The sequence below is a fragment of the Salinarchaeum laminariae genome (assembly GCF_023204835.1).
Taxonomy (GTDB): domain Archaea; phylum Halobacteriota; class Halobacteria; order Halobacteriales; family Salinarchaeaceae; genus Salinarchaeum; species Salinarchaeum laminariae.
Genome location: NZ_CP096270.1, coordinates 2206541 through 2230030 on the forward strand (window position 1 = coordinate 2206541; position 23490 = coordinate 2230030).

General features: G+C 64.5%; 25 protein-coding genes. 17 read left to right on the plus strand and 8 right to left on the minus strand.

Annotated features, from left to right (window positions below; genetic code table 11):
* Positions 1-79 precede the first annotated feature (79 nt).
* Positions 80-1213 (plus strand): citrate synthase, encoded by a 1134-nt coding sequence (locus MXF70_RS10315; protein ID WP_248515552.1) that lies wholly within the window; start codon positions 80-82, stop codon positions 1211-1213.
* Between the two features lie 59 nt (positions 1214-1272).
* On the opposite strand, the gene MXF70_RS10320 is transcribed toward MXF70_RS10315, so the two are convergent.
* Entirely contained in the window at positions 1273-2229 is a 957-nt protein-coding gene (locus tag MXF70_RS10320) for a phosphotransferase enzyme family protein (RefSeq protein ID WP_248515553.1), read from the minus strand.
* A 160-nt stretch (positions 2230-2389) separates the two neighbouring features.
* Here MXF70_RS10320 and MXF70_RS10325 point away from each other — a divergent pair, with 160 nt between their 5' ends.
* The 6 genes from MXF70_RS10325 (at position 2390) to MXF70_RS10350 (ending at position 4705) form a co-directional block, all read left to right on the plus strand.
* Entirely contained in the window at positions 2390-3106 is a 717-nt protein-coding gene (locus MXF70_RS10325; protein ID WP_248515554.1) for a DUF2103 domain-containing protein, read from the plus strand.
* 129 nt (positions 3107-3235) lie between these two features.
* Positions 3236-3532 (plus strand): 50S ribosomal protein L37ae, encoded by a 297-nt coding sequence (locus MXF70_RS10330; RefSeq protein WP_248515555.1) that lies wholly within the window; start codon positions 3236-3238, stop codon positions 3530-3532.
* On the plus strand, positions 3529-3666 hold the full coding sequence (locus MXF70_RS10335; protein WP_248515556.1) for a DNA-directed RNA polymerase subunit P: 138 nt from the start codon (positions 3529-3531) through the stop codon (positions 3664-3666). Before MXF70_RS10330 ends, MXF70_RS10335 begins: the two co-directional genes overlap by 4 nt.
* A gap of 4 nt (positions 3667-3670) precedes the next feature.
* Positions 3671-3916: a KEOPS complex subunit Pcc1 gene (locus tag MXF70_RS10340; RefSeq protein WP_248515557.1), complete on the plus strand. Its 246-nt coding sequence runs from the start codon at positions 3671-3673 to the stop codon at positions 3914-3916.
* A gap of 118 nt (positions 3917-4034) precedes the next feature.
* Positions 4035-4430, plus strand: a complete 396-nt coding sequence (locus tag MXF70_RS10345; RefSeq protein WP_248515558.1) for a prefoldin subunit beta — start codon at positions 4035-4037, stop codon at positions 4428-4430.
* A gap of 2 nt (positions 4431-4432) precedes the next feature.
* Positions 4433-4705: a DUF3194 domain-containing protein gene (locus tag MXF70_RS10350; RefSeq protein ID WP_248515559.1), complete on the plus strand. Its 273-nt coding sequence runs from the start codon at positions 4433-4435 to the stop codon at positions 4703-4705.
* Between the two features lie 188 nt (positions 4706-4893).
* On the opposite strand, the gene MXF70_RS10355 is transcribed toward MXF70_RS10350, so the two are convergent.
* Positions 4894-5442 (minus strand): GMP synthase subunit A, encoded by a 549-nt coding sequence (locus MXF70_RS10355; protein ID WP_248515560.1) that lies wholly within the window; start codon positions 5440-5442, stop codon positions 4894-4896.
* 138 nt (positions 5443-5580) lie between these two features.
* Between MXF70_RS10355 and MXF70_RS10360 the strand changes: the two genes are divergently transcribed.
* Positions 5581-6612: a sensor histidine kinase gene (locus MXF70_RS10360; protein WP_248515561.1), complete on the plus strand. Its 1032-nt coding sequence runs from the start codon at positions 5581-5583 to the stop codon at positions 6610-6612.
* A 38-nt stretch (positions 6613-6650) separates the two neighbouring features.
* Positions 6651-6800 carry a hypothetical protein gene (locus MXF70_RS10365; RefSeq protein ID WP_248515562.1) on the plus strand — a complete coding sequence of 50 codons (150 nt, stop codon included), beginning with the start codon at positions 6651-6653 and terminating at the stop codon, positions 6798-6800.
* Positions 6801-6868: 68 nt separating this feature from the next.
* Here the strand turns inward: MXF70_RS10365 and pan1 are convergent, their stop codons facing one another.
* Positions 6869-8086: a proteasome-activating nucleotidase Pan1 gene (gene pan1 / locus MXF70_RS10370; protein ID WP_248515563.1), complete on the minus strand. Its 1218-nt coding sequence runs from the start codon at positions 8084-8086 to the stop codon at positions 6869-6871.
* A gap of 178 nt (positions 8087-8264) precedes the next feature.
* Here pan1 and MXF70_RS10375 point away from each other — a divergent pair, with 178 nt between their 5' ends.
* The gene (locus tag MXF70_RS10375) at positions 8265-8537 is read left to right on the plus strand and encodes a MarR family transcriptional regulator (protein ID WP_248515564.1); all 273 of its coding nucleotides are present in this window, start codon (positions 8265-8267) and stop codon (positions 8535-8537) included.
* A gap of 121 nt (positions 8538-8658) precedes the next feature.
* Here MXF70_RS10375 and MXF70_RS10380 read toward each other — a convergent pair whose 3' ends face one another.
* Positions 8659-9366, minus strand: a complete 708-nt coding sequence (locus MXF70_RS10380) for a helix-turn-helix domain-containing protein (protein WP_248515565.1) — start codon at positions 9364-9366, stop codon at positions 8659-8661.
* A 230-nt stretch (positions 9367-9596) separates the two neighbouring features.
* On the opposite strand from MXF70_RS10380, the gene MXF70_RS10385 reads away from it, so the two are divergent.
* The 4 genes from MXF70_RS10385 to MXF70_RS10400 all read left to right on the plus strand — a co-directional run bounded on the left by MXF70_RS10385 (position 9597) and on the right by MXF70_RS10400 (position 13098).
* Positions 9597-11225 carry an NADH-quinone oxidoreductase subunit D gene (locus MXF70_RS10385; RefSeq protein ID WP_248515566.1) on the plus strand — a complete coding sequence of 543 codons (1629 nt, stop codon included), beginning with the start codon at positions 9597-9599 and terminating at the stop codon, positions 11223-11225.
* An 87-nt stretch (positions 11226-11312) separates the two neighbouring features.
* Positions 11313-12554, plus strand: coding sequence for a tripartite tricarboxylate transporter permease (locus MXF70_RS10390; RefSeq protein ID WP_375140818.1), 1242 nt, complete (start codon positions 11313-11315; stop codon positions 12552-12554).
* Between the two features lie 95 nt (positions 12555-12649).
* Positions 12650-12829, plus strand: coding sequence for an HVO_2753 family zinc finger protein (locus MXF70_RS10395; RefSeq protein WP_248515568.1), 180 nt, complete (start codon positions 12650-12652; stop codon positions 12827-12829).
* Positions 12830-12831: 2 nt separating this feature from the next.
* Positions 12832-13098 carry an elongation factor 1-beta gene (locus MXF70_RS10400; RefSeq protein WP_248515569.1) on the plus strand — a complete coding sequence of 89 codons (267 nt, stop codon included), beginning with the start codon at positions 12832-12834 and terminating at the stop codon, positions 13096-13098.
* 306 nt (positions 13099-13404) lie between these two features.
* Here MXF70_RS10400 and map read toward each other — a convergent pair whose 3' ends face one another.
* Together map and MXF70_RS10410 are read right to left on the minus strand one after the other, a co-directional pair.
* Positions 13405-14310 (minus strand): type II methionyl aminopeptidase, encoded by a 906-nt coding sequence (gene map / locus MXF70_RS10405; protein WP_248515570.1) that lies wholly within the window; start codon positions 14308-14310, stop codon positions 13405-13407.
* Positions 14311-14371: 61 nt separating this feature from the next.
* Positions 14372-16156 carry a sensor histidine kinase gene (locus tag MXF70_RS10410; protein WP_248515571.1) on the minus strand — a complete coding sequence of 595 codons (1785 nt, stop codon included), beginning with the start codon at positions 16154-16156 and terminating at the stop codon, positions 14372-14374.
* A gap of 435 nt (positions 16157-16591) precedes the next feature.
* On the opposite strand from MXF70_RS10410, the gene MXF70_RS10415 reads away from it, so the two are divergent.
* Entirely contained in the window at positions 16592-17290 is a 699-nt protein-coding gene (locus MXF70_RS10415; protein ID WP_248515572.1) for a metallophosphoesterase, read from the plus strand.
* Positions 17287-19764, plus strand: coding sequence for a polyphosphate kinase 1 (ppk1, locus tag MXF70_RS10420; protein ID WP_248515573.1), 2478 nt, complete (start codon positions 17287-17289; stop codon positions 19762-19764). Before MXF70_RS10415 ends, ppk1 begins: the two co-directional genes overlap by 4 nt.
* Positions 19765-19822: 58 nt before the next feature.
* On the opposite strand, the gene MXF70_RS10425 is transcribed toward ppk1, so the two are convergent.
* Together MXF70_RS10425 and MXF70_RS10430 are read right to left on the minus strand one after the other, a co-directional pair.
* Complete coding sequence (locus tag MXF70_RS10425) at positions 19823-20695, minus strand: isoaspartyl peptidase/L-asparaginase (protein ID WP_248515574.1); 873 nt, start codon at positions 20693-20695, stop codon at positions 19823-19825.
* Positions 20696-20910: 215 nt separating this feature from the next.
* The gene (locus MXF70_RS10430; protein WP_248515575.1) at positions 20911-21948 is read right to left on the minus strand and encodes an mRNA 3'-end processing factor; all 1038 of its coding nucleotides are present in this window, start codon (positions 21946-21948) and stop codon (positions 20911-20913) included.
* Between the two features lie 129 nt (positions 21949-22077).
* Here MXF70_RS10430 and icd point away from each other — a divergent pair, with 129 nt between their 5' ends.
* On the plus strand, positions 22078-23346 hold the full coding sequence (icd, locus tag MXF70_RS10435) for an isocitrate dehydrogenase (NADP(+)) (protein ID WP_248515576.1): 1269 nt from the start codon (positions 22078-22080) through the stop codon (positions 23344-23346).
* The last annotated feature ends 144 nt before the right edge of the window (positions 23347-23490 follow it).

Here is a 23490-nt window from a genome sequence, read left to right on the forward strand (position 1 = left end):
GGTTCCTGTGAGTGGGGATTCAGACTGCGAGTCGCACCGGGATGGTAAGACATTACAGTCCGATCGAGCAATACATCACATGGCCGATTCCGACGTCGCGCGCGGACTGGAGGGAATCACCGTCGCCGAGACGCGCTTGAGCTACATCGACGGCGAGGAGGGCCAGCTCGTCATCGGTGGCTTCCCGCTCGCGGAGCTGGCGGGCAACGCGACGTACGAGGAGACCGTCTTCTTGCTGTTCGAGGATCGACTGCCCGACGCGGACGAACTCGAAGCGTTTCGATCGGATCTCGCCGGCCGCAGGGAGATCGGCGAGGAGGTTCGGGCGGTCCTCCGGCAGGCTGCCGAGGAGGAGAAGCCGGCGATGGACGCGCTGCGTATGGGCGCCGCGGCCGCAAATCTCGGCACCGGCGAGGAAGATCCCGAGACTGACGCGCGCCGCGTGATCGCGGTGTTCCCGACGATCGTCGCGACCTACTGGCGGTACCGGCAGGGCGAGGAGCCCGTCGAGCCGCGTGAAGATCTTCGGCACGCCGCGAACTACCTCTGGATGCTCAACGGGGAGGAGCCCGCTGAGGCCGAGGCCCGCGGCGTCGAAACGTACCTGAACACGGTCGTCGATCACGGCCTCAACGCGTCGACGTTCTCGGCGCGCGTCGTCGTCTCGACGGAGTCCGACGTCGTCTCCGCGGCGACGGCTGCGGTTGGCACGCTCAAGGGACCACTGCACGGTGGCGCACCGGGGCCGGTGCTGCAGGACCTCCAGGCAGTGTACGAGTCCGGCGATCCGGAGGGGTACGTTCAGGAGAAGCTCGACGCCGGCGAGCGGATCATGGGCTTTGGGCACCGCGTCTATCGGGTCCGGGATCCTCGTGCCGCCGTGCTCTCGGAGGCGGCCGAGCAGTTCTACAGCGACGGCGGCGACGCGGAGTTTTTCGAGGCAGCGGAGCGGTACGAGGAGGTCGCCGTGGAGGCTCTCGAAGAGCACAAGCCCGACCGCCGACTGGAGACCAACGTCGAGTTCTACACCGCTGCGTTGCTCCACGGCGTCGGTATCCCCCGCGAGCTGTTCACGGCCACGTTCGGCATCTCCCGTTCCGGCGGCTGGATGGCGCACTCGCTCGAGCAGCTCGAGGATAACCGACTGATTCGACCGACCTCGAACTACGTCGGCGAGCGGGATCGGAGCTGGACGCCCGTCGCGCAGCGGTAAGGACTCCACATTCCCGACCCTCTGGATCGCTTCGTTTCTCGGTCGCTACGTCACCACGATTACTCACCGCCGAGCGTCTCACGGATCTCGCGGGTCGTTTCCTCGACGTATGTAGCGAGCCCTCGCGCCCGCCGTGCCACCGACTCGGGGGCGTCACGGTCGCCGCGTTGCAGGTGTAGCGCGCGGAGGTAGGACACGCAGTTGACCACGCTGAGACGTCGAAGCGTCTCCTCGAGATCTTGTGGGAGCGGTCGAACGGCCGCGTATCCATCGAGAAAGGCCCTCCTGCCCTCGGGGTCTTGCACGGCGTCGGGTGGACCGAACATCGGGCCGATCGACCGTAGTAAATCGAAGGCTGGCGGCCCCACGAGCGCGTGCTCGAAGTCGATGACGCGAGCGACCCGGGCAGGATCGGTAGATCGGTCGATCCCGGCGTGTTCGGGAAGTAGGTTGCCGTGGAGAAGCGTCGGGGATCCCAGATCGTTGAACGCGTGGGGGAACGATTCCACGAGGTCGAGTACCTCCGTAGCGACGTCGCCGTACCCTCGAGGTTCGAGAAACTGGCGTCGATCCTCCAGAACCACACGGAGCGTTTCGCTCCAGTGAGCGTCTGCGTCGAGTGCTAGGTGCGTGCCGTCGGTCGTGAGGTGTCCTGGCGCGTCGAACCGTTCGCTCGCCGATTCGTGGAGTCGAGCCAGGCTGGTCCCCATCGCACGACACCGTGCTTCGTCGACGGTCGGATCCTTCGGGAGATCGGTGCACCAGCCTGCGACGAAGTAGTCCCGTCCGACTGCCAGAATCGGTGGCACTGGAACGGTCGTCGCTTCGTCGACGAACTGGAGGATACGCCCTTCGAGTTCGGGGTCACCGAGAGGATGCTGTGCAACCTTACATATGGCGCGCTGCCCGTCGTACGTCACCTCGCAGACCTCGTGTGGGCGCGCGTCGTGCAGCGGCTGGTGAACCGCCGTCTCTACAGAGTGCGATGCGAGCGCGTCCTGAACTGATCGTGTCATGGCTGTGCCGCGTTCGTGCGGCCGTCGGCCGTAGCGCTGCCGCTCCGGCCAGTGGTGAAGATGACTGAATCGAATGAGCCAGTTCACTTCGGCTTTTCGCACCCTCGTCGTCCGGCGGGGATCCGCGCTGCTTTTTCCCGCCGGTGACCAAATACGGTCGATGGACTGCCGGCGATGTGCGGAACCACTCGATAGACCGGGCGACTACTGCCTGGTCTGTAACTCCGCCAACGCCGACGCAGTGGTGATCGACGCCGATCGCGAACGGGCCGAACTGACGATGCTCGACGAGGACGAGACCGTCGGGACGAGTGTCGTCCGGACCACCGAAGAGGACGGCGAGAACGCGATCAAAGAGCTGCGCAACTACGCCGGTCGGATCGCCGACGAGATTCACCGCAAACGACCGGAAACGGTCTACGCCGCTGGCGAACGAGACGTCCTCTGGGAGATTCAGGGCGAGAGCCAGTACGAGCTCCTCCGGGTCACTGGCGAGGATCCGGTTGCAACTGCGATCGAACGCCGCGGCGAACGATCACTCGACGTGGTCGACGTCGCACCCGTGGAGAAGATCGGCGGCTCCCACTCGACGTTGATCGGCGGCCGCGAAGGGATGCGCGCGATTCGAACTGTCGCCGGGCATCCACACGTAAAGAAGGTGATCCCCGGCCCGATCAACGCTGGCGGGAAAGGGTCTCAGTCCGGGCTCCGCGCGAAAGCCACTCGCGCGGATGCGGGCGGGAACGTGCGCATGCTGTTGCGCGATGGCTCCTCTGTCCAGGAGAATCGCGTCGTCACCACTGCCAGGGAGGCCGACGGCGGGGAGCTGATCCGGGAGGACATCAATGCCGCCCTCGAGGAGGCCGACCTCCGGTGACCAGCCAGCAACTGCCAATGACGAACTCCAAAGCGGCAGTGATGGACTCGAAACCGTGGTACATCGCCTCGACCGCTCCATCCCGGGTTCGCAGCCTTTATCAGCGCGCCACGGATATGACCTTTCACTATGGCCAGCAATTCGAGTCGGACCGGTAGCGCCGGCCGATTCGGCGCACGCTACGGGCGCGTCGCTCGCAAGCGAGTCGCCGAGATCGAAGCTGACACGCGCGCAGATCACGAGTGCCCCGACTGTGGCGAAGAGCGCGTCGTCCGGACCGACACCGGAATCTGGGAGTGCGAGTCGTGCAACCACACCTTCACCGGCGGTGCGTACCGACCCCAGACTCCCGCAGGGGAGACGGTCCGACGGTCCATCCGCGCCGCTCTCGCCGAGGACGAGGACGAAGACACCGCCGACGCATGAGCGCCTACAAGTGCTCCCGGTGCAAGCGTGACGTCTCCCTCGACGAGTACGGCGGCGTTCGGTGTCCATACTGTGGCCACCGCGTCCTGCTGAAGGAGCGCGGCGCCGACGTCAAGGAGATCAGCGTCGAGTAACGCCGTGGCGATCGAAGCCACGCTCAAGTTTTCCTACGCGGATTCTGACCTCGCCGACACTGTCGAGCGTGCCGTACGTCTCGACGCCGGCGACATCGACGGTGATCGCTCAAAGGCCAGCGTTCGCCGCAGAGGTGAGACAGTCATCGTGGATATCGATGCCACAGATCCCACGGCGCTCCGCGCGGCCAAACGAACCTGGTGTACGCTGATCGGTGCGGCAGAGGAGACGGCGATCGCGGCCCGCTGATTCGGTCGACAATTCGCCGTGTCCCTTTGCAGTCTCCGATTCTCTCGGCGACCACGTTCGTCATCCGCTCGGTCCCGAATGCACTCCCTTTTTCAGTACAGGGGCCGACCTGAGATGTATGCAGGGTAGTCTGCCGCCGGAAGCACAAGAGAAGGTCGAGGAACTGCAGGATCTCCAGGAGACCGCACAGGAGGTCGCCGTTCAGAAGAACGAGGCAGAGACCTCGCTCACCGAGTCTCAGTCCGCCCTCGAAGAGCTCGAGGACGTCGATAAGGACACCGTCATGTACCGAGAGGTCGGCGAGCTCCTCCTCGAGACGGACTACGACACGGCGAAGTCCGAGCTCGAAGAGAAGGTCGACAGTCTCGAGATCCGTACCGAGACGCTCCAGAAGCAGGAAGAGCGCGTCCAGGAGCAGTTCGAGGAGCTTCAGGAGGAGCTACAGGAGATGCTCCAGGGCGGCGGTGGCCCGATGGGCGGTATGGGCGGCGGTCCGGGCGCTGGCGGCGACTAACGATGACAGCTTCGGACGCCGCGGACGGCGAATCGGACGAAATCTCCGACGACGAGGTCGTCCAGACGGCGGCCGAGGCAGCCGAGCAGGTCGTCTTTTCGCGGTTCGACCGTAGCGAAGTGAGTGACGTCGACATCGCCGTGAGTTTCGAGGACGGCGTACTCGAGATCGACGTTTACGTCGAGGCGGACGGCGACGCGGATCCCGAGCAGGTCGCCGACGATGCGGCACTCGCAGCACAGGGCGCGGTCGACGATCTCTTCGACGAGCCCTGAGTTCCGTCGGCTACCGATTCCTTCGGGACATTTCTGGAGATAGCGATTCGCTCCAGAACGGTTGCTTTTCGTCGCCAGTCCTGGCTCACTGTAGCAATCTCCAGCCCGATGGAACTGACCGACGCTCTAGGGAGATCTACGGGTTCCTCCAATCGGAGGGAGTATTTCACGCCCCAACAGTCTCGGAGCTATTCGCAGAGTTCGACGAAGTTCTCGAACAGGGCTTCGCCCTCTTCGGTGTGGGCGACTTCTGGATGCCACTGGACGCCGTAGAGGTCGCGGTCGGGATTACTCATCGATTCGACGTCACAGACGTCGCTCTGTCCCGTCAGCGTAAAGCCGTCTGGTAGGACTTTCACTTCGTCGGCGTGGCTCGCCCAGACTCGCGTTTCGGGGTACAGCGAGCCGGTGAGAGGATCGTCTTCTTCGAGGAGGTCGACCGTTACGTCTGCGTACCCACCGTAGTCACCGCCACCGATCTCGCCACCGAGTTCGAGAGCCATCGCCTGCATTCCCAGACAGATGCCGAGCACCGGAACGTCCAGTTCGAGGTACTCGCCACACAGTCCGCGATCGTCCATGTCCGGACCGCCCGAGAGCACGAGGCCGTCGGCGTCGATCTGTTCTGGTGGCGTGTCGTTGTCGATGATCTCACAGTCGATGCCGAGATCCCGCAGTGCGCGCTGCTCGAGATGGGTGAACTGCCCGTGGTTGTCGACCACGTCGATCCGCGTCATTGGAGTCCGATAGACGGACGGGGAAGAAAAGGGGCCCGATCGGTGGGGCCTGCTGTGTAGCAGATAGACGGCCAGGTTCCGGCGAGTCCAGCCGCAAGTGGCCATAGCCCATTTGGGGCGACGCTCCCTGAACGATCTATGCGCGTTTCGTTTCAACGAGTAGCTGTCTGTAGCGTCGTCAGCGTCACTGGCTTCGCTATCCTCGTGCCCAACCTCCTCCGGCTCCTCTCCTTCGACGAGCCGCCGCTGGGGTTCGGACTCGCGGGGCTGGGAACGGTTCTGGCCCTCGTCCTCGTCGGTGCGGGCGTCTACCTCTACACGACTGACGTGTCGACGCCCCACGCTGCACGCGTTGCGGGCTGGAACGTGCTCGGCGTCGTCGTACTCGGCGCAGTGCTCTACCTCTCCTCGCTCTATCGTAACATCTCAGCACCGTCCTTTCTGATCGCGAACGTACTCGCCGTCAGCGCGTTCGCCCACGTTCTCATCGGAATGAACGACGTCCGACGTATCCGGGCGGAAGCCCTCGCCAGCGAGCGCGAGAAACTCGCCGTATCGAACAGGCTCGTCCGACACAACCTCCGGCACGAGGCACAGCTGTTGCACGGCGTCTCGGCCCAGCTCGAGGATCGCGACGACGTGGACCTGGTCGCGAGCTCAGTTTCAGAGATCGCGGCGGGTCTCGGGGAGATGCACGACGCAGTGCAGGCGATCCAGCGCCTCGTCGAGGGCGATCCCGAGTTGGAACGCCGGCCAGTATCGTCGATCGTCGACGGAGCCATGGCAGAGGTGAGGGAGCGATATCCGGATGCGTCCGTCGAGGTGAACGTCGGCGATCATCGGGTGCTCGCCGGGCCGGAGCTCGACGGTGCCATCGCGGGGCTCATCGAGAACGCGATCGAGTATGGTGGCGACGGCGAGCCAATCCAGATCGTCGCCGAGCGAGCCGGCGGTCGGATCGAACTCGCCGTCGTCGATGACGGGCCGGGGATCCCCGAGGACGAACGACGCGTCGTCCTGGGCGAAACCAAGATGGACCAGCTCGAACACGGGAGCGGGATGGGCCTGTGGCTGGCCCGCTGGACGATCGGCTACTACGGCGGCGAGTTCGATCTCGAACGTTCCGAGAGTGGTGGGACGCGCGCCATCGCCCGACTCGAGGCCGCCTGAGGGGAACGTCTAACACCCGGGCGCTCGTTAAGCCTGGCATGGAGTACTCCGCCTCAGACGTTCGCGACCGTCTCGATCACCCGGCGTTCGCAACGATTGCTGGAACGGCCGCCGGCTACGCCCTCCTCTTGCTCGTGATCTTTGGCGTGCTGTTCGTGGTGCCGTGGCTGGTTCTCTCGATGTTCTGAGGAGGTGAATTGTCGTCGGTAGGAATCCGTCGTGGTGTCGTAGCCGAAACGAAGCCGATCCGAGTCGATCAGGCGAACGTCTTCGAGACGCCGTCGTCTTCGGACTCGTTGGCCTTGACCTTCGACCACGCGTTGCGGAAGTCGGCTTCGCGGACCTCGGTTCTGTCGTCGCGAATTGCGAACATTCCTGCCTCCGTGCAGACGGCTTTGATGTCGGCACCCGAGGCCTCGTCGGCCATCGCGGCGAGCTGCTCGAACTCGACGTCGTCGGCGACGTTCATGTCGCGGGTGTGGATCTCGAAGATCTTCGTCCGACCCTCCTCGTTGGGCTTGGGCACTTCGATGAGTCGATCGAAGCGGCCAGGTCGGAGGATCGCTCGATCGAGCATGTCGAAGCGGTTCGTCGCTGCGATGATGCGGATCTCGCCGCGGTCTTCGAACCCGTCCATCTCGGAGAGGAGCTGCATCATCGTCCGCTGGACCTCGGCGTCCCCGGAGGTCTTGGAGTCGGTCCGCTTGGCGGCGATGGCGTCGATCTCGTCGATGAAGATGACGGCGGGCTCGTGATCGCGTGCGACCTGGAACAGGTCGCGGACGAGCTTCGCGCCTTCCCCGATAAACTTGTGGACGAGCTCGGAGCCGGCCATTTTGATGAACGTCGCGTCGGTCTCCTCCGCGACGGCTTTCGCGAGCATCGTCTTTCCCGTACCTGGCGGGCCGTGGAGCAGGACGCCACTCGGCGGCTCGATGCCAACGGTTTCGAAGTCTTGGGGCTTGATGAGCGGCATCTCAACCGTTTCGCGGACCTCGAGAAGCTGCTCTTCGAGCCCGCCGATCTCGCCGTAGGTGACGCCGGGGGACTCCTCGACCTGCATGACGCGTGCGCGGACGTCCGTTTCGTCTTCGAGCGCCTTGACGATCGAACGGGAGTTGTTCAGGGCGACGCGGCTGTCGGGATCGAGGCGGTTCCGGAGCTCGTCGGTGACCTCCGTTAGCATCTCCTGATTGTTGCCGTGCTGTTTGACGATGACGCCCTCGTCTGTTACCTCTTGGACTGTGGCGACGAACAGCGGCGACTGCTTGAGCTTCTTGTTCTCGTGGGTCAGCCGCTCGAGCTTCTGCTGGTACTTGTTGTTCTCGGCGTTCGCGTCGAGGAGCTTGTCCCGCATCTCCTCGTTCTGTGATTCGAGGACCTCCAGGCGTTCTTGCAGCGCCTCTATCTTGTCTGACAAGGAGGCCTCCTGCTCGTCGTAGGGGAACTCGACCTCCTCCGCGGTGTCGCTCATTGATGGCGGAATAGGCGGTTGGTTCATAAGAGACTTCGGGTGACGACAGTACGTGGCGGGTCCCAATCGAGGGAGCACACACCGGATATATCCTGCGACCCTGTTGCCGCTTGATTCATGATAGTAATAAATTCAAAGAGGAAATATTATTAGTCGGTATCCAGTAGCTGCGTGCACGATGAGTGCATCCGAGTCCGCGCTGGCCGACACAGAGGGGTCGACGGCGTCCTGGGACGACGTCCGCGATCTACCACCGAGCGCCAAGCTCGTCGCGAAAGTGCTCGAGTACAACGACACGCTGACGCAGAGTCAACTCGCCGACGAGACGCTGCTTCCGCCCCGAACCGTCCGCTACGCGCTTAACCGACTCGAGGAGGAAGGCGCAGTCGACTCTCGATTCTCCTTCTCGGACGCGCGCAAGCGCCTCTACACGCTCTCGATCGAAGAGTAACGCCACCCCAGAACTCCGGTTGTTCTGCCGCCACATCACCATTTCAGACGTCTGCCGAATTTCCTTTCTCCGCAGCTATCGGTCCACTTGACGGCCCAACCAACGACCCGCGGTCGACGCGTTAGGAATCGCCGCGATCCGCTGGCTGGCGACCGACCCCCGGCTCCGTTACCGGTCCACTGACCACGCGTTCCAAGACTGCTCCCTCTGCTTTTCGGAGGTGCTCGCCGGCGGTACTCGCTGCACAGCCAGTCTCTGCTGCTACGTCCTCGAGACTCGCCTGTCGTGGTTCGTCGTAGTAGCCGACGTCGAGTGCTGCCTGGACGATCTCCCGTTGTCGATCGGTGAGAGCGCCAGCGGCCCGGAACGATCGCTCCCCGTACGGCCGTATCTGCAAGATGTCGGGATCGATCGCGTCTGGAATCGCTTCGACTGTGGCCGATAGCGCTTCGGCGGGGCCGACGAGCGACGCGACGAGCGTGCCGTCCATGCGGTACTCCAGTGGGGGAACGAGGAGGACGCCCGGGCGGTCGATCGCGTCTGCCAGTCCCCGATCCAGGCCGTCGATATCGGCGTGAACGTACAGGTAGAACCCATCTCCCTCGGCGTCGGTGACGGAGTGGGTCGCGTCGGGGACCCGTTCTTCGAGGGCGTCCAAGTAGGGCTCCCGCGGTCCCTCGACGTAGAACAGCAACGTCATGCCGTCGTCCGGTCGACCCTCCCAGTGAAGCTGCCAGTACGCGCCGTAGCCGCCGTGGTCCATCGCGAACTGGTGCATCGGATGGCGTTCGTCGGTCGGCATCGTAACCGCGAGCCGTATCGATCGCATCGGTCGGAGGCTGTTGCCGATCGGACTTAAATTAGCCTCTCTATAGAGGCAGCAGGTCCAGTCCACTCTGGTCCAAACGCCCACGCGTGCACGAAGAACGCGACCAGCGGCGTCTGGGGGATTCGGAGTCGACGGACGGGACGGTATCACTGCAGAAACACTCTGCGGGTGAACCGCAATCTGAACCTCAAACTGAAGCTGAATCTGTAGCTGACGACGCAGTTGGAGATTTGCCGTCGGTCGTCCCGGCTTCGATCGCCGACTGTGTGTTGGACACCGATTCACACCAGAACGCGCCAGCGATCGTAATACGGCCCGACGAGGTGCAACGGGTACTCTCGACGCTCAAGCGTGACGCTGGGTACGACCACTGTGCCTGCGTCACCGCTCAGGAGTACGCCGACCGTTTCGAGACGATCTATCACCTGCGAACCTACGCAGATCCCACGGACGAGCTGAGCGTCGTCGTGCCGACAACGCAGACGGATCCGACGAGTGAGAGCGCCTCGCCAGTCTACGACACCGCGCGCTGGCACGAGCGGGAGGCCTACGATCTCCTGGGCGTCGAGTTCGACGATCATCCGAATCTCGAACGGCTCCTCCTTCCGGAGACCTGGCAGGGCCACCCGCTCCGCGAGAACTACGATCAGGACCGGCAACAGATCGTGACGCTCCGCGAGCACGCGAATCCCCTCGCCGAGGACCATCGCCGGAGCAACCCTGCGGGAGACTCCGACACGATGTTTCTCAACATCGGTCCGCATCACCCGGCGACGCACGGCGTGCTCCACCTCGAAGTCGTCCTCGACGGCGAGCAGGTGCTCGACGTCGAGCCCGACATCGGCTACATCCACCGCTGTGAGGAGCAGATGTGCCAACAGGGGACCTACAGACACCAGATCATGCCATACCCCGATCGCTGGGACTGGTCGGGTGCCGGCCTCTGCAACGAGTGGGCCTACGCCAGAACGGCCGAGGATCTCGCAGACATCGACGTACCGGAGTACGCCCAGGTGATTCGCACGATGTCCGCCGAGCTCTCACGAATGCTCGGCCACCTGCTGGCGGCAGGGACGTACGCCCTCGACATCGTCGGGGACTTCACCGCGATGTTCATGTGGTCGATTCGGGAGCGCGAGCGGGTGCAGGACGTCCTCGAGGAGCTGACCGGTCAGCGCCTGATGTTCAACTACTTCCGGCTCGGCGGGGTCGCCTGGGACCTGCCGTCACCCCGAGAGGATTTCTTCGAGCTGGTCCGTGACGTGATGGACGGTATCCCGAAAGCCATCGAGGAGTACCACGCGCTGTTGACCAACAACGAGGTGATGCAGCTCCGGACGATCGATACCGGCGTCCTCGACCCAGACGTCGCAAAATCCTATGGGTGTACTGGCCCGGTTGCTCGCGGTTCGGGCATCGACTACGACCTCCGCCGGGACGACCCCTACGGGTACTACGATCATCTCGACTGGGACGTCGTCACGGAAGACGGCGGTGACAACTTTGCACGGGTGCTCGTCCGTCTCCGCGAACTCGAACAATCCGCAAAAATCGTCGAGCAGTGCGTCGATCTACTCGAGGAGTGGCCAGACGACGAGCGCGTAGTTCAAACGAACGTCCCACGGACGATCAAACCCGAGCGCGACGCGGAGATATACCGCGCCGTCGAGAGCGCGAAGGGTGAGCTCGGGATCTACGTTCGATCCGACGGTACCGACACGCCGGCCCGCTTCAAGATCCGCGGCCCGTCGTTTTCGAACCTCCAGGCGCTCCCGGAGATGGCCGAGGGCGGCTACCTCGCGGACCTCGTTGCGACGCTCGGAAGTCTCGATCCGATCATGGGCGACGTCGATCGGTGAGGGCCTGCACAGACCGAACCCACCGCCGAGGTCGTCGGTCGCGCTGCTCCTCAGCCTCAAGTACGATCCCGCGGCGACCTTCTCGCGATGGGTCTGCCCGGTGTGACGCCAGTCGTCGATCTCCAGCTAACCTGTTTCCTGCTCGCTGCGATTTCTGCCGGCACGGCGCTGGGCACGGCCACCGGGCTCGTTCCGGGCCTCCACGCAAACAACGTCGCGCTCGTGCTCGCGAGCGTCGCGGCAGGGCTGCCCGGACCACCGCTTGCGATCGCCGCGGCAATGCTCGCTGCCGGCGTCGCGCACACGTTTCTCAACGCCATCCCGGCGCTGGCGATCGGCGTCCCCGACGCTGAGATGGCAGTCTCGGCACTCCCTGGCCACCGGCTCGTCCGGAACGGCCGTGGTCGCGAGGCGATACGACTCTCCGTGCTCGGGAGCGCCCTGGCGGTCGTCGTTGCCGTCCCGTTGGCGATCCCGATCACCGGACTCATGCTTCGCGGCTACCCGCTGATCGTCGCGAATCTCAGAGTGATTCTTGCGGTCGTGGTCGTCGGAATGCTCGCGATGGAACACACGCGGCGCTCCCGCGCCGCTGGCGCGCTCACGTTCTTCGGCGCGGCTGCGTTGGGTTGGGGATTTCTCGACGCCGACCCTGCGGCGCCACTCGCCGCAGGTGGCGTGCTCGCACCGCTGTTCGCGGGACTGTTCGGTGCGCCAATTCTGCTGGAGGCGATGCGGGGCGGCGGGGTGCCACCGCAGGGAGACGCCGCGATCTGCACGCGACCGAGTGCGGTCGGTGCGACGGCTCTCGCCGGAACGATTGCCGGCGCGGTCGTCGGCTACCTGCCCGGGATCTCTGCCGCGATCGCTGCGGTGGCTGTGCTGGTCGCGATGCCCGGCGATATCTCCGACCGTGGCTACCTGATCGCGACGAGTGGCGTCGATACGGCCAATTCGATTTTCGCACTGTTCGCGCTCTGGGCCATCGGCAGCCCCAGGACTGGCGTGCTCGTCGGAGTGGATCGGCTCGGCGCACCGCTCAACATACCCATACTGATCGCCAGCGTGTTGCTGGCCGGCGGACTCTCCGCAGCGGTCACGCTTACCGTCGGCGATCGGTATCTTTCGGTCGTCGGCAGCATCGATCACCGGATCGTCGCTGGCGCCGTCCTGGCGCTGCTCGTCGGGATTTCCTTCCTCTTTGCCGGCGCGCTGGGCATCGGACTGTTCGTCGCCGCCACGTGTGTCGGGATGATCCCCGTCCGTTTCGGTGCCTTTCGCGTTCACTGCATGGGGGTCCTGATCGGGCCGATGCTGCTCGCAACGTGAATCCACAGTCCCTGTGTGAATAGATGACAGTACTCGCCATCCCGCCTGCGGGCGGAAAGACAACCCTTAACCCCAGGGCTGTGGAATCGGAATCCATGAGCGAATCCCGACAGAAGCGAGCGCAGAAGTGCGTCTCGTGTGGGATCAACGTCGCTGGCACGAACGCCGCGTCCTTTGATTGCCCAGAGTGTGGCACCGGGATCCACCGGTGCTCGAAGTGCCGTAAGCAGAGCAACCTCTACAAATGCCCGTCCTGCGGGTTCACGGGGCCATAACGATGGGGAAAGTCGCCGCGCAGATCAAGGTCATGCCCCAGAGCCCCGAGGTCGACCTCGACGACCTCGAAGAGCGACTTGCCGACGCCCTGCCCGAGGGCGCGGAGATCAACGGGTTCGGTCGCGACGACGTCGCGTTCGGACTCGTCGCCCTGCTCCCCACCGTGATCGTTGCCGACGGCGCCGGTGGCACCGAACCCGTCGAGGAGGCCTTCGCGAGTGTCGACGACGTCGAGTCCGTCGAAGTGCAGGAAACCGGTCGACTGTAATCGGCTTTTTTTTTCGCAGTGCAGTTTCGAGCGCGTTGCCGTTCGGTTTCGTAGCTGTGCGTGGTCCACCGCTCGGGGTTACCTACCCGTAATTCCCCGCTCCTGGTTCGATACCCGTGGTCCGCTGCTCGTGAAGCCCGGATCTCGCCCCTGGAGAAAGCGGCCGAACACCGCTGCTGTTTACAGCGACAGTCCTGCCGATACCAGTTATACGACACACGCAGACTGGCTGACTGACTGACGAACGCGCCAACCGATTGCATAGCGCGCTACGCTATCCGCCAGAAACTGTCCTACCAGGCTCGGCTACTCCGTCTGCGTCGTGACTTCACAGCCGTCCTCGGTCACGATCACGGTGTGTTCCTTCTGACTCACCATCGTTCCCTCCTCTTCTTGCAGGACCGGGTAGCCGTGGACCAGATCGTGTTGCTTCAGGCGCCGAAGGGCCATCTCCGGCCGGTTGACCGCGAGCCAGCGCGTCGCGAACGGAAGCGTCTGGAACTCTTCGGTGATCTGGGCCAGCGCCTTTCGGGCGTCCCTGTTTCGGATCGACCCCTCGTGTTCGAGCGCGAAAATCTCCTCGTGGGTACCCTCAGTCACCTTGCCGCGGCCGTCGGTCGCGAACGGTTCGATAGCGACGACGTCTCCGGCCTCGAGCGTGGCGCCCTGGGACACCTCTCGGTTGGGGATGTTCGGCGAGGCGTGTTGCTCCCAGCGGCCGAGGCCGTGCCCCGTCAGATTGACGACGGGATTGTAACCGCGATCGTCGATGGCGGCCTCGATGGCGCCGCCAATCTCGCCCGTCTGGACGCCGGCCTCGATCTCGTCGATCGCGGCGTCGAGGGCCTCCGCACTCGCCGCGACGAGGTCGTCCCACTCTCCAGTGAGATCGACGGTGACTGCGGAGTCGGCCAGCCACCCGTCGACGTGAACGCCGATGTCGATGTTGACGAGCTCCTCCCCGATCACTCGGTCGTCGTCGACGGTGGCGGTCGCGTGGGCCGCTTCGTGATCGATCGAGATGTTGAGCGGGAACGCGGGTTCGCCACCGAGATCGCGGATGCGATCCTCGGCGAACTCCGCGATCTCCGTGTGCGTTGCGCCGACTTCGAGGCGTTCGACGGTCTCCGCGCGGGCCTGCGCGAGTATCTCGCCCGCCTCGCGATGTTTCTCGTACTGCTCGGCGTCGAGGTCCAGGTCGCTGTCGGCCATTGGGTCCGTTTCGACGGTAGGCTGCAAAGGCGTTGCGACTACACGGTCCCTGACCGTGTTCTCAGTCCTGCCCCGCGATCCGGAGCCCGTTGCATTCAATCCGGGCGCCACCCGCGTCGCTCTCGCGGAGCGTGACGCCCCAACCGTGGCCGTTGGCGATCGAGGTGACGATCGCGAGTCCGAGGCCAGTGCCGCTACCCGACGTCGAGAAGCCGGATTCGAACACCGAATCGGCGTGGAAGTCCGGGATTCCGACCCCGTCGTCCTCCACGTAGAATCCGGAGCTATCCTCGAGCTTGCCGACGGTCACGGTGAGCCTCGGCGCCTCCGCGTCGCTCTGTGCGACCGCGGTACTCGAATCGGCTGATGGTTCCAAACCAGCACTCCAATCGTCGCTCGACGCTGTCTGTGTTCCATCTGGGTCGTCGGGCATGCCGTGTTCGACGGAGTTGCGGAACAGGTTCCCGAGCAGCTCCTGGAACCGATCGGGGTCGGCGAAACACTCGAAGTCCTCGTCGTCGGCAAACTCCAGGGACGCATCGCCTGTCGGCGACTCTTCCCACGCGGCCTCGACGATCTCACGGAAGGAGACGAGTTCGAGCTCACCGACGGTCTGTCCTTCGCGAGCGAGCGTCAACAGGTCCTCGATCAGTGTCTCCATATCGCCCATCGCGTCGATGGATCGCTCCAGTGCGGTGGGATCGTCCTCGTCTCTCGCGAGTTCGGCGAATCCCTTCGCGACGTTCAGCGGGTTTCGCAGATCGTGCGAGACGACGCTCGTGAACTGTTCGAGCTGCGCGTTCTTTCGCTGTAGCTCGGCGCGGTGCTCCTCGAGCTCCGTCACGTCCCGGAGCACGACCATCGTCCCGCGAATGCGGTCGTGCCGGTCGTGAATAGTCGTCTCGGTGAGATCGAACGTCGCTGGGCCGTCTGGCGTCGAGAGATCGACCGTTCCGCCGTCGTCGCCGAGTGCACGCCCTAACGTGGGATTGATCGAGCGGACGTGGGGCCGCGTCTCGGAACTCTCCAGACCGAGCACCGCCGCAGCCGACTCGTTGAAGTCGACGAGTCGATCGCGTTCGTCGAGTACGAGCAGTGGATCTGCCATCCGCTGGAGGTAGAGCTCCGTCGCAATCGGTGAGACCGCGAGAAAGTCATATCGAAAGAGCGCCCATCCCACGATGATCGCCTCCAGCGCGAACGCCACGGGCGTGAGATCGAGTGCAGGATGTGGACCGAGTCCCCCGAGGAAGATACCGTACGCAACCATCGGAACGAGTGAGCCGAGCAAGATCGCGCCGGTCTGCTTCCGGTGAACGTTCCGAGTACGCAAAAACAGGTAGCCAAGCAGGCCATAGCTAAAGAGCGTCAGCCCCAGCAGGTATATCATCGAGAGAATCCCGAGCAGAGCGAAGGACGGTGACACGAGGGTCAGGGACTCGTAGGTCGTGACCTCCGTCGACATCACGAGCCCGTGCCACGGGTTGGTGAGAACGACGACCCCGTACGCGGCCGGCAGTCCCCAGATCGCGAGGTGGCTCCACCACTCGAGACTGTCCCAGTAGCCCGCGTACTCGATCACAAAGAGAACCCAGGCGACGCCGATCGCGACGCCACCGACCGTCGCGACGTGGTAAAGTGCAGTAGCGACATCCGGACCCGGAGTAATCATCGCTGCGAACGTCGAGCCAGAGTAGAGTGCAGCGGTCCCCAGAAACAGGAGAAAACTTTTCGAGCCTGGCGTGTCCCGCCGACGCCACGCCACGACCCCCAGAACTACCGCAGCGCCGACGCCGACGACGAGTAGTCCGAGAACCGCTCCGGAGATCGGCGAAAGTGCCGTCACTATCGAAACGGTGGGGTGGTCGCCGATTCAAGGTTTCGGCCGCTGATCCGACTCTACGATCCGCGATCGGTCAGAAATGCCGTCGGATTTCGTCCAGGAGCACGCTGGACAGTCGACGATTCCGTGAACGTTCAACGGGGTGCTCCCGCACCACGGGCACCGGTCGTCGACACGTCCTCGTCTGGTCAGAGCCATCGCTCCTCAGAGTGACGTACGACGATAATAACTGTCCGGTACGACGATCGACGATAGCAACTGCTGCTCCGTCGATTGTCCCGTCACGTTTCGCGACCACTACGACCGTCGAACTGCCGGAAGCGACCGTCGGTGTATCGCATTATACTGTACCATACTGTTACGTACCGATCAATAGCCAACAGCACCCCTATTATAAACCCTTTCAGCGGCTTCGCGGCGTCTTCTCCTACAGCGCCCATGCAAGGTTCGCCACCCACGTTCGGCTCGACCGTCGATCACCTTCGTCTCGACGCCGACGACTACGAGGACTGTTACGTCGTCGGCGACGTTCACGGCTGCATCGACCGGCTCGAGGCCCTGATCGGACGCCTCGATCCCGCCCCGACGGACCTGCTCGTGTTCGTCGGCGATCTCGTCCGGAAAGGCCCAGACAGCGCAGCCGTCCTCGAGTGGGTTCGCGATCGGCCGAACGCGTACTCGGTTCTGGGCAACAACGAGGCGAAGGTCCTCGACGGCGCGACCACTCAGCCACCGATTTCGGCGTCCGACCGATCGTATCTCCGCGACCTCCCGGACGTGATTACGTTCGACGACGCGATCGTCGCTCACGGTGGGATCGATCCCCGGACTCCACTCGACGAGCAGGACGCGGGTACGCTCACGGAGATTCGCTCGGTCCCTGCAGGAGCGGGGTACGACGGCCCGTTCTGGTTCGAGCAGTACGACGGTCCGCACCGGGTCTACTTCGGACACACCGTTCTCGAAGCTCCCTACGTGACCGAGCACGCAGTCGGGCTCGATACAGGCTGCGTCTACGGCGGCCGGCTCACTGCCTATCGACACGGTGACGGCGAGGTGACGAGCGTCGACGGCCGGTTCGAGGAGTGGAACCGACCGGCCGATCAGATCGTGTCGCCGTCAAGTGAGCACGCATGAGCGGAGAGGGGGAGCGGGACGACGCGCCTGCACGTACGCCGCCGCTGAAACGGGAGCGGCCGAAAGTCGAGCCGAGGTCCCGGACCGGTGCGGACGATGAGTCAGACGCGCCGATCGACGCCACCGACACCAAGGCGGTCCCCGGTGGCGACGAGCAGTTCGATCCCGCCGATCCACGGCTCTACTTCAACCGCGAACGGAGTGAGCTCGCCTTCCAACGTCGGGTGCTCCACGAGGCCGAAGACGAGCGCACGCCCTTGCTCGATCGGGTGAAATTCTGCTCGATTCTGACGACGAACCTCGACGAGTTCGTTATGAAACGCGTCGGCGGGCTCAAACAGCAGATCGCGGCAGACGTGACGGAGCCGACCGCCGACGGCATGACGCCCAAAGAGCAGTGGGAGTCCGTCCTCGAGGAGAGCCACGAGCTCCTCGAACGCCAGTGGGACCTCTTCCACGGCGACCTCCGTGGACGGCTCGCCGATGAGGGCATCCACGTTCTCGATCACGGCGATCTGTCCGCCGACGAGCAGACCGATATGCGGGAGTATTTCGAAGCCTCGATCCTCCCGACGCTGACGCCGCTCACGTTCGACCCCGCTCATCCGTTCCCGTTCATCTCGAACCGGAGTCTCTCGCTCGGCGTGCTCACACGCGAGGACGAAGACGACGAGCCGACCTTTTCCCGGGTCAAGATTCCGCGGAACCGACCGCGGTTCGTCGAACTGGCAGACGGTCGGTATCTGCCGATCGAGGAGCTGATCGTCGCGAACCTCGACCTGCTCTTCCCCGACGTCGAGATCGTCGATCACACGCTCTTTCGGGTCACCCGAAATGCCGAGGTTCGTCGGAACGAGGAGGTCGCCGAGGACCTCATCGAGCGCATCGAGGCAGTGCTTCGCGAGCGCAGGTTCGCGACGGTCGTACGCCTCGAGATCGACGCGGACGCTCCCGAGGCGGTCCGTGAACTGCTCGTCGACCAACTCGACCTCGACGAGCGCGAGGTCGTCGACGTCGAGGGGCTTCACGACGGTCGGGATCTGATGGAGCTTGCCGATATCGATCGGCCCGATCTCTCCCGCGAGCCCTGGACGCCACAACCACATCCACGGCTCTCTGACGGTCGCCACGACGACGTCTTCGGAGCGATTCGCGACGACGACGTGCTCGTCCACCATCCATACCACTCCTTCGACGAGACCGTCCACCGATTCATCGACGAGGCCGCGAACGATCCGGACGTCCTCGCGATCAAGGCCGCGATCTACCGGACGGCCGCGGATTCGAAGATCATCGATAGCCTGATCGAGGCCGCACACAATGGGAAACAGGTCGCGGTCATGGTCGAACTGAAGGCGCGCTTCGACGAGGCTGCGAACCTCGAATGGGTCGAGACCCTCGAAGAGGAAGGCATCCACGTCGCCTACGGAACGATCGACTACAAGGCCCACACGAAGACGACGCTCGTCGTGCGTGAGGAGGACGACGGCGTCCAGCTCTACTCCCACGTCGGCACCGGGAACTACCACTCCGAGACCGCCAAGACCTACACAGACCTCGGACTGCTCACGGCCGACGAAGATCTCGGTCAGGATCTCGTCAAGCTGTTCAACTACTTCACCGGTCATTCGTTGCCCGACGACTACCGTGAGCTACTCGTCGCTCCGGAGAACCTCCGCCATGCGGTCGCCGAGAAGGTCCGCCGTGAGGCGGAGATCGCGGCGGACGGCGGCGACGCGCGAATCGTCGCGAAGCTCAACCGCCTGGAGGACCCAGCGCTCGTCCGCGAACTGTACCGCGCCTCCTCGGCGGGCGTCGACGTGGACCTGATCGTGCGGGACATCTGTCGACTTCGTCCCGGGATCGAGGGGCTCAGCGAGACCATCTCGGTTCGCTCGATCGTCGGCCGATTCCTCGAACACTCCCGAGTCTACTACTTCCGAAACGCCGGCGATCCGGAGTACTACGTCGGTTCCGCTGACTGGATGGTCCGAAACCTCGACAACCGCGTCGAGGCAGTGGCGCCGATCGAGGACGAAGCGCTCCGTGCGGAGCTCGACGAGATCCTCCGGATCAACCTCGCCGACAATCGACTCGCCTGGGAGCTCCAACCCGACGGCACGTACGTCCAGTGTCGCCCCGGTGATGACGCCGTCTGTGACACTCACCAGTCTCTGATGGCGCGCACCCGTGAACAGGCACGGGCCGCGGCTGCGACGCGCAACCGGCCCGATGGTGACGCCGAGCCCGAAATCCCCGATGTGCCTCCATCGAGCAGCCCTAGCCGTGACTCGGGTCCCGAAGGGGGGTGTGGGGTGGCCGATCCGGCAGCTGCTGGCGATCGCGACGACGGTGACTCATCCGAGTTCACTGCCGAGATGCTCTGGCAATCCTCGAGTGATCACCAGCAGGATTTCAACTCCGATGCGGAGCCCACCACTGCGGAGGGGTCCGACGGCTCCGAATCCGATTAGCTACGCTCGAATCGACGGTCGCAACCGTAGCGCCAGCGTGCCGCCGTCGGCGTGCCCGTTACCGTCGCGCACTGGCGGTCTGCATCGCCTCGCTGTCGAACGCACTGCCGAGACCGCCCTCCGCGTCGGCGACGATCACGCCGGCCGTACCCTCCGCGTGTTCGGCGAATGCGTCGATCGCACGGTCCGCTGCTGCGTCTGCCTCGAGGCCGTCTTCGATGGCCGCGACGGCGTCCTTCGCGACAGTCGTCCGGACGATGTCCTCGCCCGAGCCGGTCGCGCTCGCACCACCGGCCGCCGTCGCGAAGAAGCCAGATCCGACCTGCGGAACGTCGCCCACGCGGCCGGCGAGGGCGGCCCAGCGCCCACCAGTCGAGGTCGCTGCCGCGATCTCGTCGCCGTCGCGAGCCACCGCACCCACTGTATCGAGCGGACCTGCTGGCCCGTCTCCCCCGCCGTAGTTCGACGTTACCCAGTCGAGCTGGACTTCGGGGTGGTGCGGCGGTGCGTCGAGTTCCTCCCACCGCTCGCGCGTTCGATCGCTCCAGAGATCGACCGCGACTGGTACGTCGAATGCCTCGGCGAGATCGACCGCGTGGACGCCCGCGACCTGGACGTGTGGCGTCTCCTCCATGACGACGCGAGCAGCGGTGACGGCGTGCTCGACGCCCGGCATCGACGCGACAGAGCCGATCAAGCGATCCTCCGTCATGAGTCCAGCGTCCGTCCTGGGGACGCCGTCGGCCTGGACGCTCGCGCCGATCCCGGCGTTGAACCGCGGATCGTGCTCGAGCACGCGGATCGCTACCTCCACGGCGTCGAGCGGATTCTGCTCGGCGACCCCTGCCGTCACGGCTTCGTCGAGGACTCGCTGGCGCTTCGCTGGCTCGTCGGGGGCGCTTCCCGCCCCGCCGTGAACGATCAGATCCATCGTTGCCTCCCGTTCTGAGGCGCGTCTCCGTGCATGGGTCCATCGTCGGGTGCGATCGTGAAATACGCCGTGGCTCGGAGCTGTGAGTGCACGGTGCTCGTGGTTGTGACTACACGGGACGTTGGATTGTGCGAGCACGATGCAGGGATGTGAGTACAGAGGCAGCCTAGCGCGTCGCGTGAGCTCTCTGTCTCGTATCGTCCGAAACTGAATGGCTAGAAATCCGAAAGCGTCGCCTGGTTTCGGCGCAGCGAGCGGGCCCGATAGCCCGCACTGACCAGCTCCTGGGCGAACTCGTCGGCGAAGCCGTGCTGGGTGTAGACGGCGTCGGGATCGACTGCGTCGACGAGTGCGAGGAGCTCCTCGAAGTCACAGTGATCAGAGAGGGGGAACGTTTCGTCGTAGCCCCCGCGATAACGGAAGGAGGGACCTGCTGCCCACCCTGAGAAACCGGCAGTGAGCGCGTCCGTCCCCTCTGTGGCCTGCTGGATGCGCTGGCTGCTGGCGACGTTCGACGGCACCACCAGGGCGTCGCCCGGCTCGAGCGACTCCTCGCCGTCGGGGTCGAGCGTCTCATCGCCATCAGGATCGAGCACGTCCTCCAGTCGCTCGACGTCGAACGTAACGTCCGCGAGTCGCTCGATGGGCTCGTTGACCGCTGCGACGTCCTCGGATATCAGACAGCGTGTCCGTGCCGAGCGCTCGACGATGTGCTGGAGCTTCTGAGCCCTGCCGAGCGCGTAGCCCACGAGAATGACCGGGCGATGCATCGTCGCTTCGAGCCACTCGAAGATCGCTCGCTCGATCTCGTCGTGGTCGGGGAAGACGTAGCCAGGTTTGCCGTAGGTCGCTTCCATCACGAGCACGTCGGCGTCTGGCGGTTCGAACCCATCCAGATGGCAGCGGTCCCGGGTGCAGACGTCTCCGGTGTAGCAGTAGCGCGTGTCACCGTCGTCGATCAGGACTGCACGCGAGCCCGCGACGTGGCCAGCGGGGAGGAGCGTGACGTCCGGATGCTCGCCGACTTCGAGCTCCGTGCTTCGCCGAACACCTGCCAGTGCCCCGGTGAGTGGGGAACAGATCGTCGCTGTGGCATGGTCGGTGTTAGATCTGCTCCGCGTGTTTGGGAGGTGATCGGTGTGGGCGTGTGAACAGACGACGAGGTCGCCGTCGGGACGCTTCGCGTCGGCGACGACCGTCCCGACGCCGGTCTCGATTCGTACGCCGTCACCGAGTGTTACGGAGCCGCGCACGCTGGGAGCGTAGCACTCCGCAGGCATGACGGTTCCGCCGCTGTACCCACCAATCCACTCGAGTGCGAACGGTTGACACTGGCCGCGCGAAACGGCACCCCTTTAGGCGCGAATCAAGAATCGCGCGACATGGCATACGACAAGATCGACGTCCCGGCCGACGGAGAGAAGATTACGGCCGGCGACGACGGACTCGACGTTCCGGACAACCCCATCATCCCGATCATCCACGGCGACGGCATCGGGCAGGACGTTGGCCCCGCCGCACAGAAGGTCCTCGAGGCCGCAGCGGACGCGACAGGCCGCGAGATCAGCTGGATGCGCGTCTACGCTGGTCAGAGCGCCCGAGACAAATACGGCGACGACGTCAACCTCCCCGACGAGACGGTCGACGCCATCCGTGACCACCGCGTCGCGATCAAGGGCCCGCTGACGACGCCCGTCGGCGCCGGCTACCGCTCGCTCAACGTCGCGCTGCGCCAGACGCTCGACCTCTTCGCGAACGTCCGCCCGACCTACTACCTCGACGGCGTTCCCTCACCGATGAAAGCGCCCGAGGAGATGGACATGGTCACGTTCCGGGAGAACACCGAGGACGTCTACGCCGGCATCGAGTGGGAGCAGGGCACCGAGGACGTCGAGAAGGTCCGCGATTTCGTCGAGGAAGAGATGGGCTTCGACGACGTCATGCACGACGGTCCGATCGGCATCGGCATCAAGCCGATCACCGAGAAGGGATCCAAGCGCCTCGTTCGCGAGGCGATCGACTACGCCCTCGAGAACGACCGCGACAAGGTCACGCTCGTCCACAAGGGCAACATCATGAAGTTCACCGAGGGGCAGTTCGGCACCTGGGGCATGGAGGTCGCCGAGGAGGAGTACCCCGACGAGGACGTCTTCGCTGCACCCGACTCCCTCTGGGAGGAAGAGGACGAGGTCGACATCCCCGAGGACGCCGTCATGGTCGAGGAGCGCCTCGCCGACGCGATGCTCCAGTGGATGCAGCTGCGCACCGACGAGTTCGACGTGCTCGCAATGCCGAACCTCAACGGTGACTACCTCTCCGACGCTGCCGGCGCCCAGATCGGTGGCCTCGGCATCGCACCTGGCGGCAACTTCGGCGAGCAGCGTATGCTCGCCGAGCCCGTTCACGGCTCCGCGCCCAAGCGCGCCGGCCAGAACATGGCCAACCCGACCGCGCTCATCCTCTCTGGCCGCCTCATGTTCGAGTACCTCGGCTGGCAGGAGGCCGCGGATCTCATCCACGACGCCGTCGAGCAGACGATCTCCAACGGGAAGGTCACCTACGACCTCGAACGGCAGCTCGAGGGCGCCGAGAAGCTCGGCACCGACGAGTACGCCGACGAGATCGTGCAGACGATCGAAGAGCTGGCGTAAGCGGCGTCGATTTCTGTCGGCGGTTTCGTTTCGCTGCCTGATCCGCGACTACTGAGTATTGCAATCGCTGACCGCAGTGTGACATGGACAACGAACGCTTGGAAGCGGACTGCTGTGCGGACTCACCAATCTACAACTGTATTC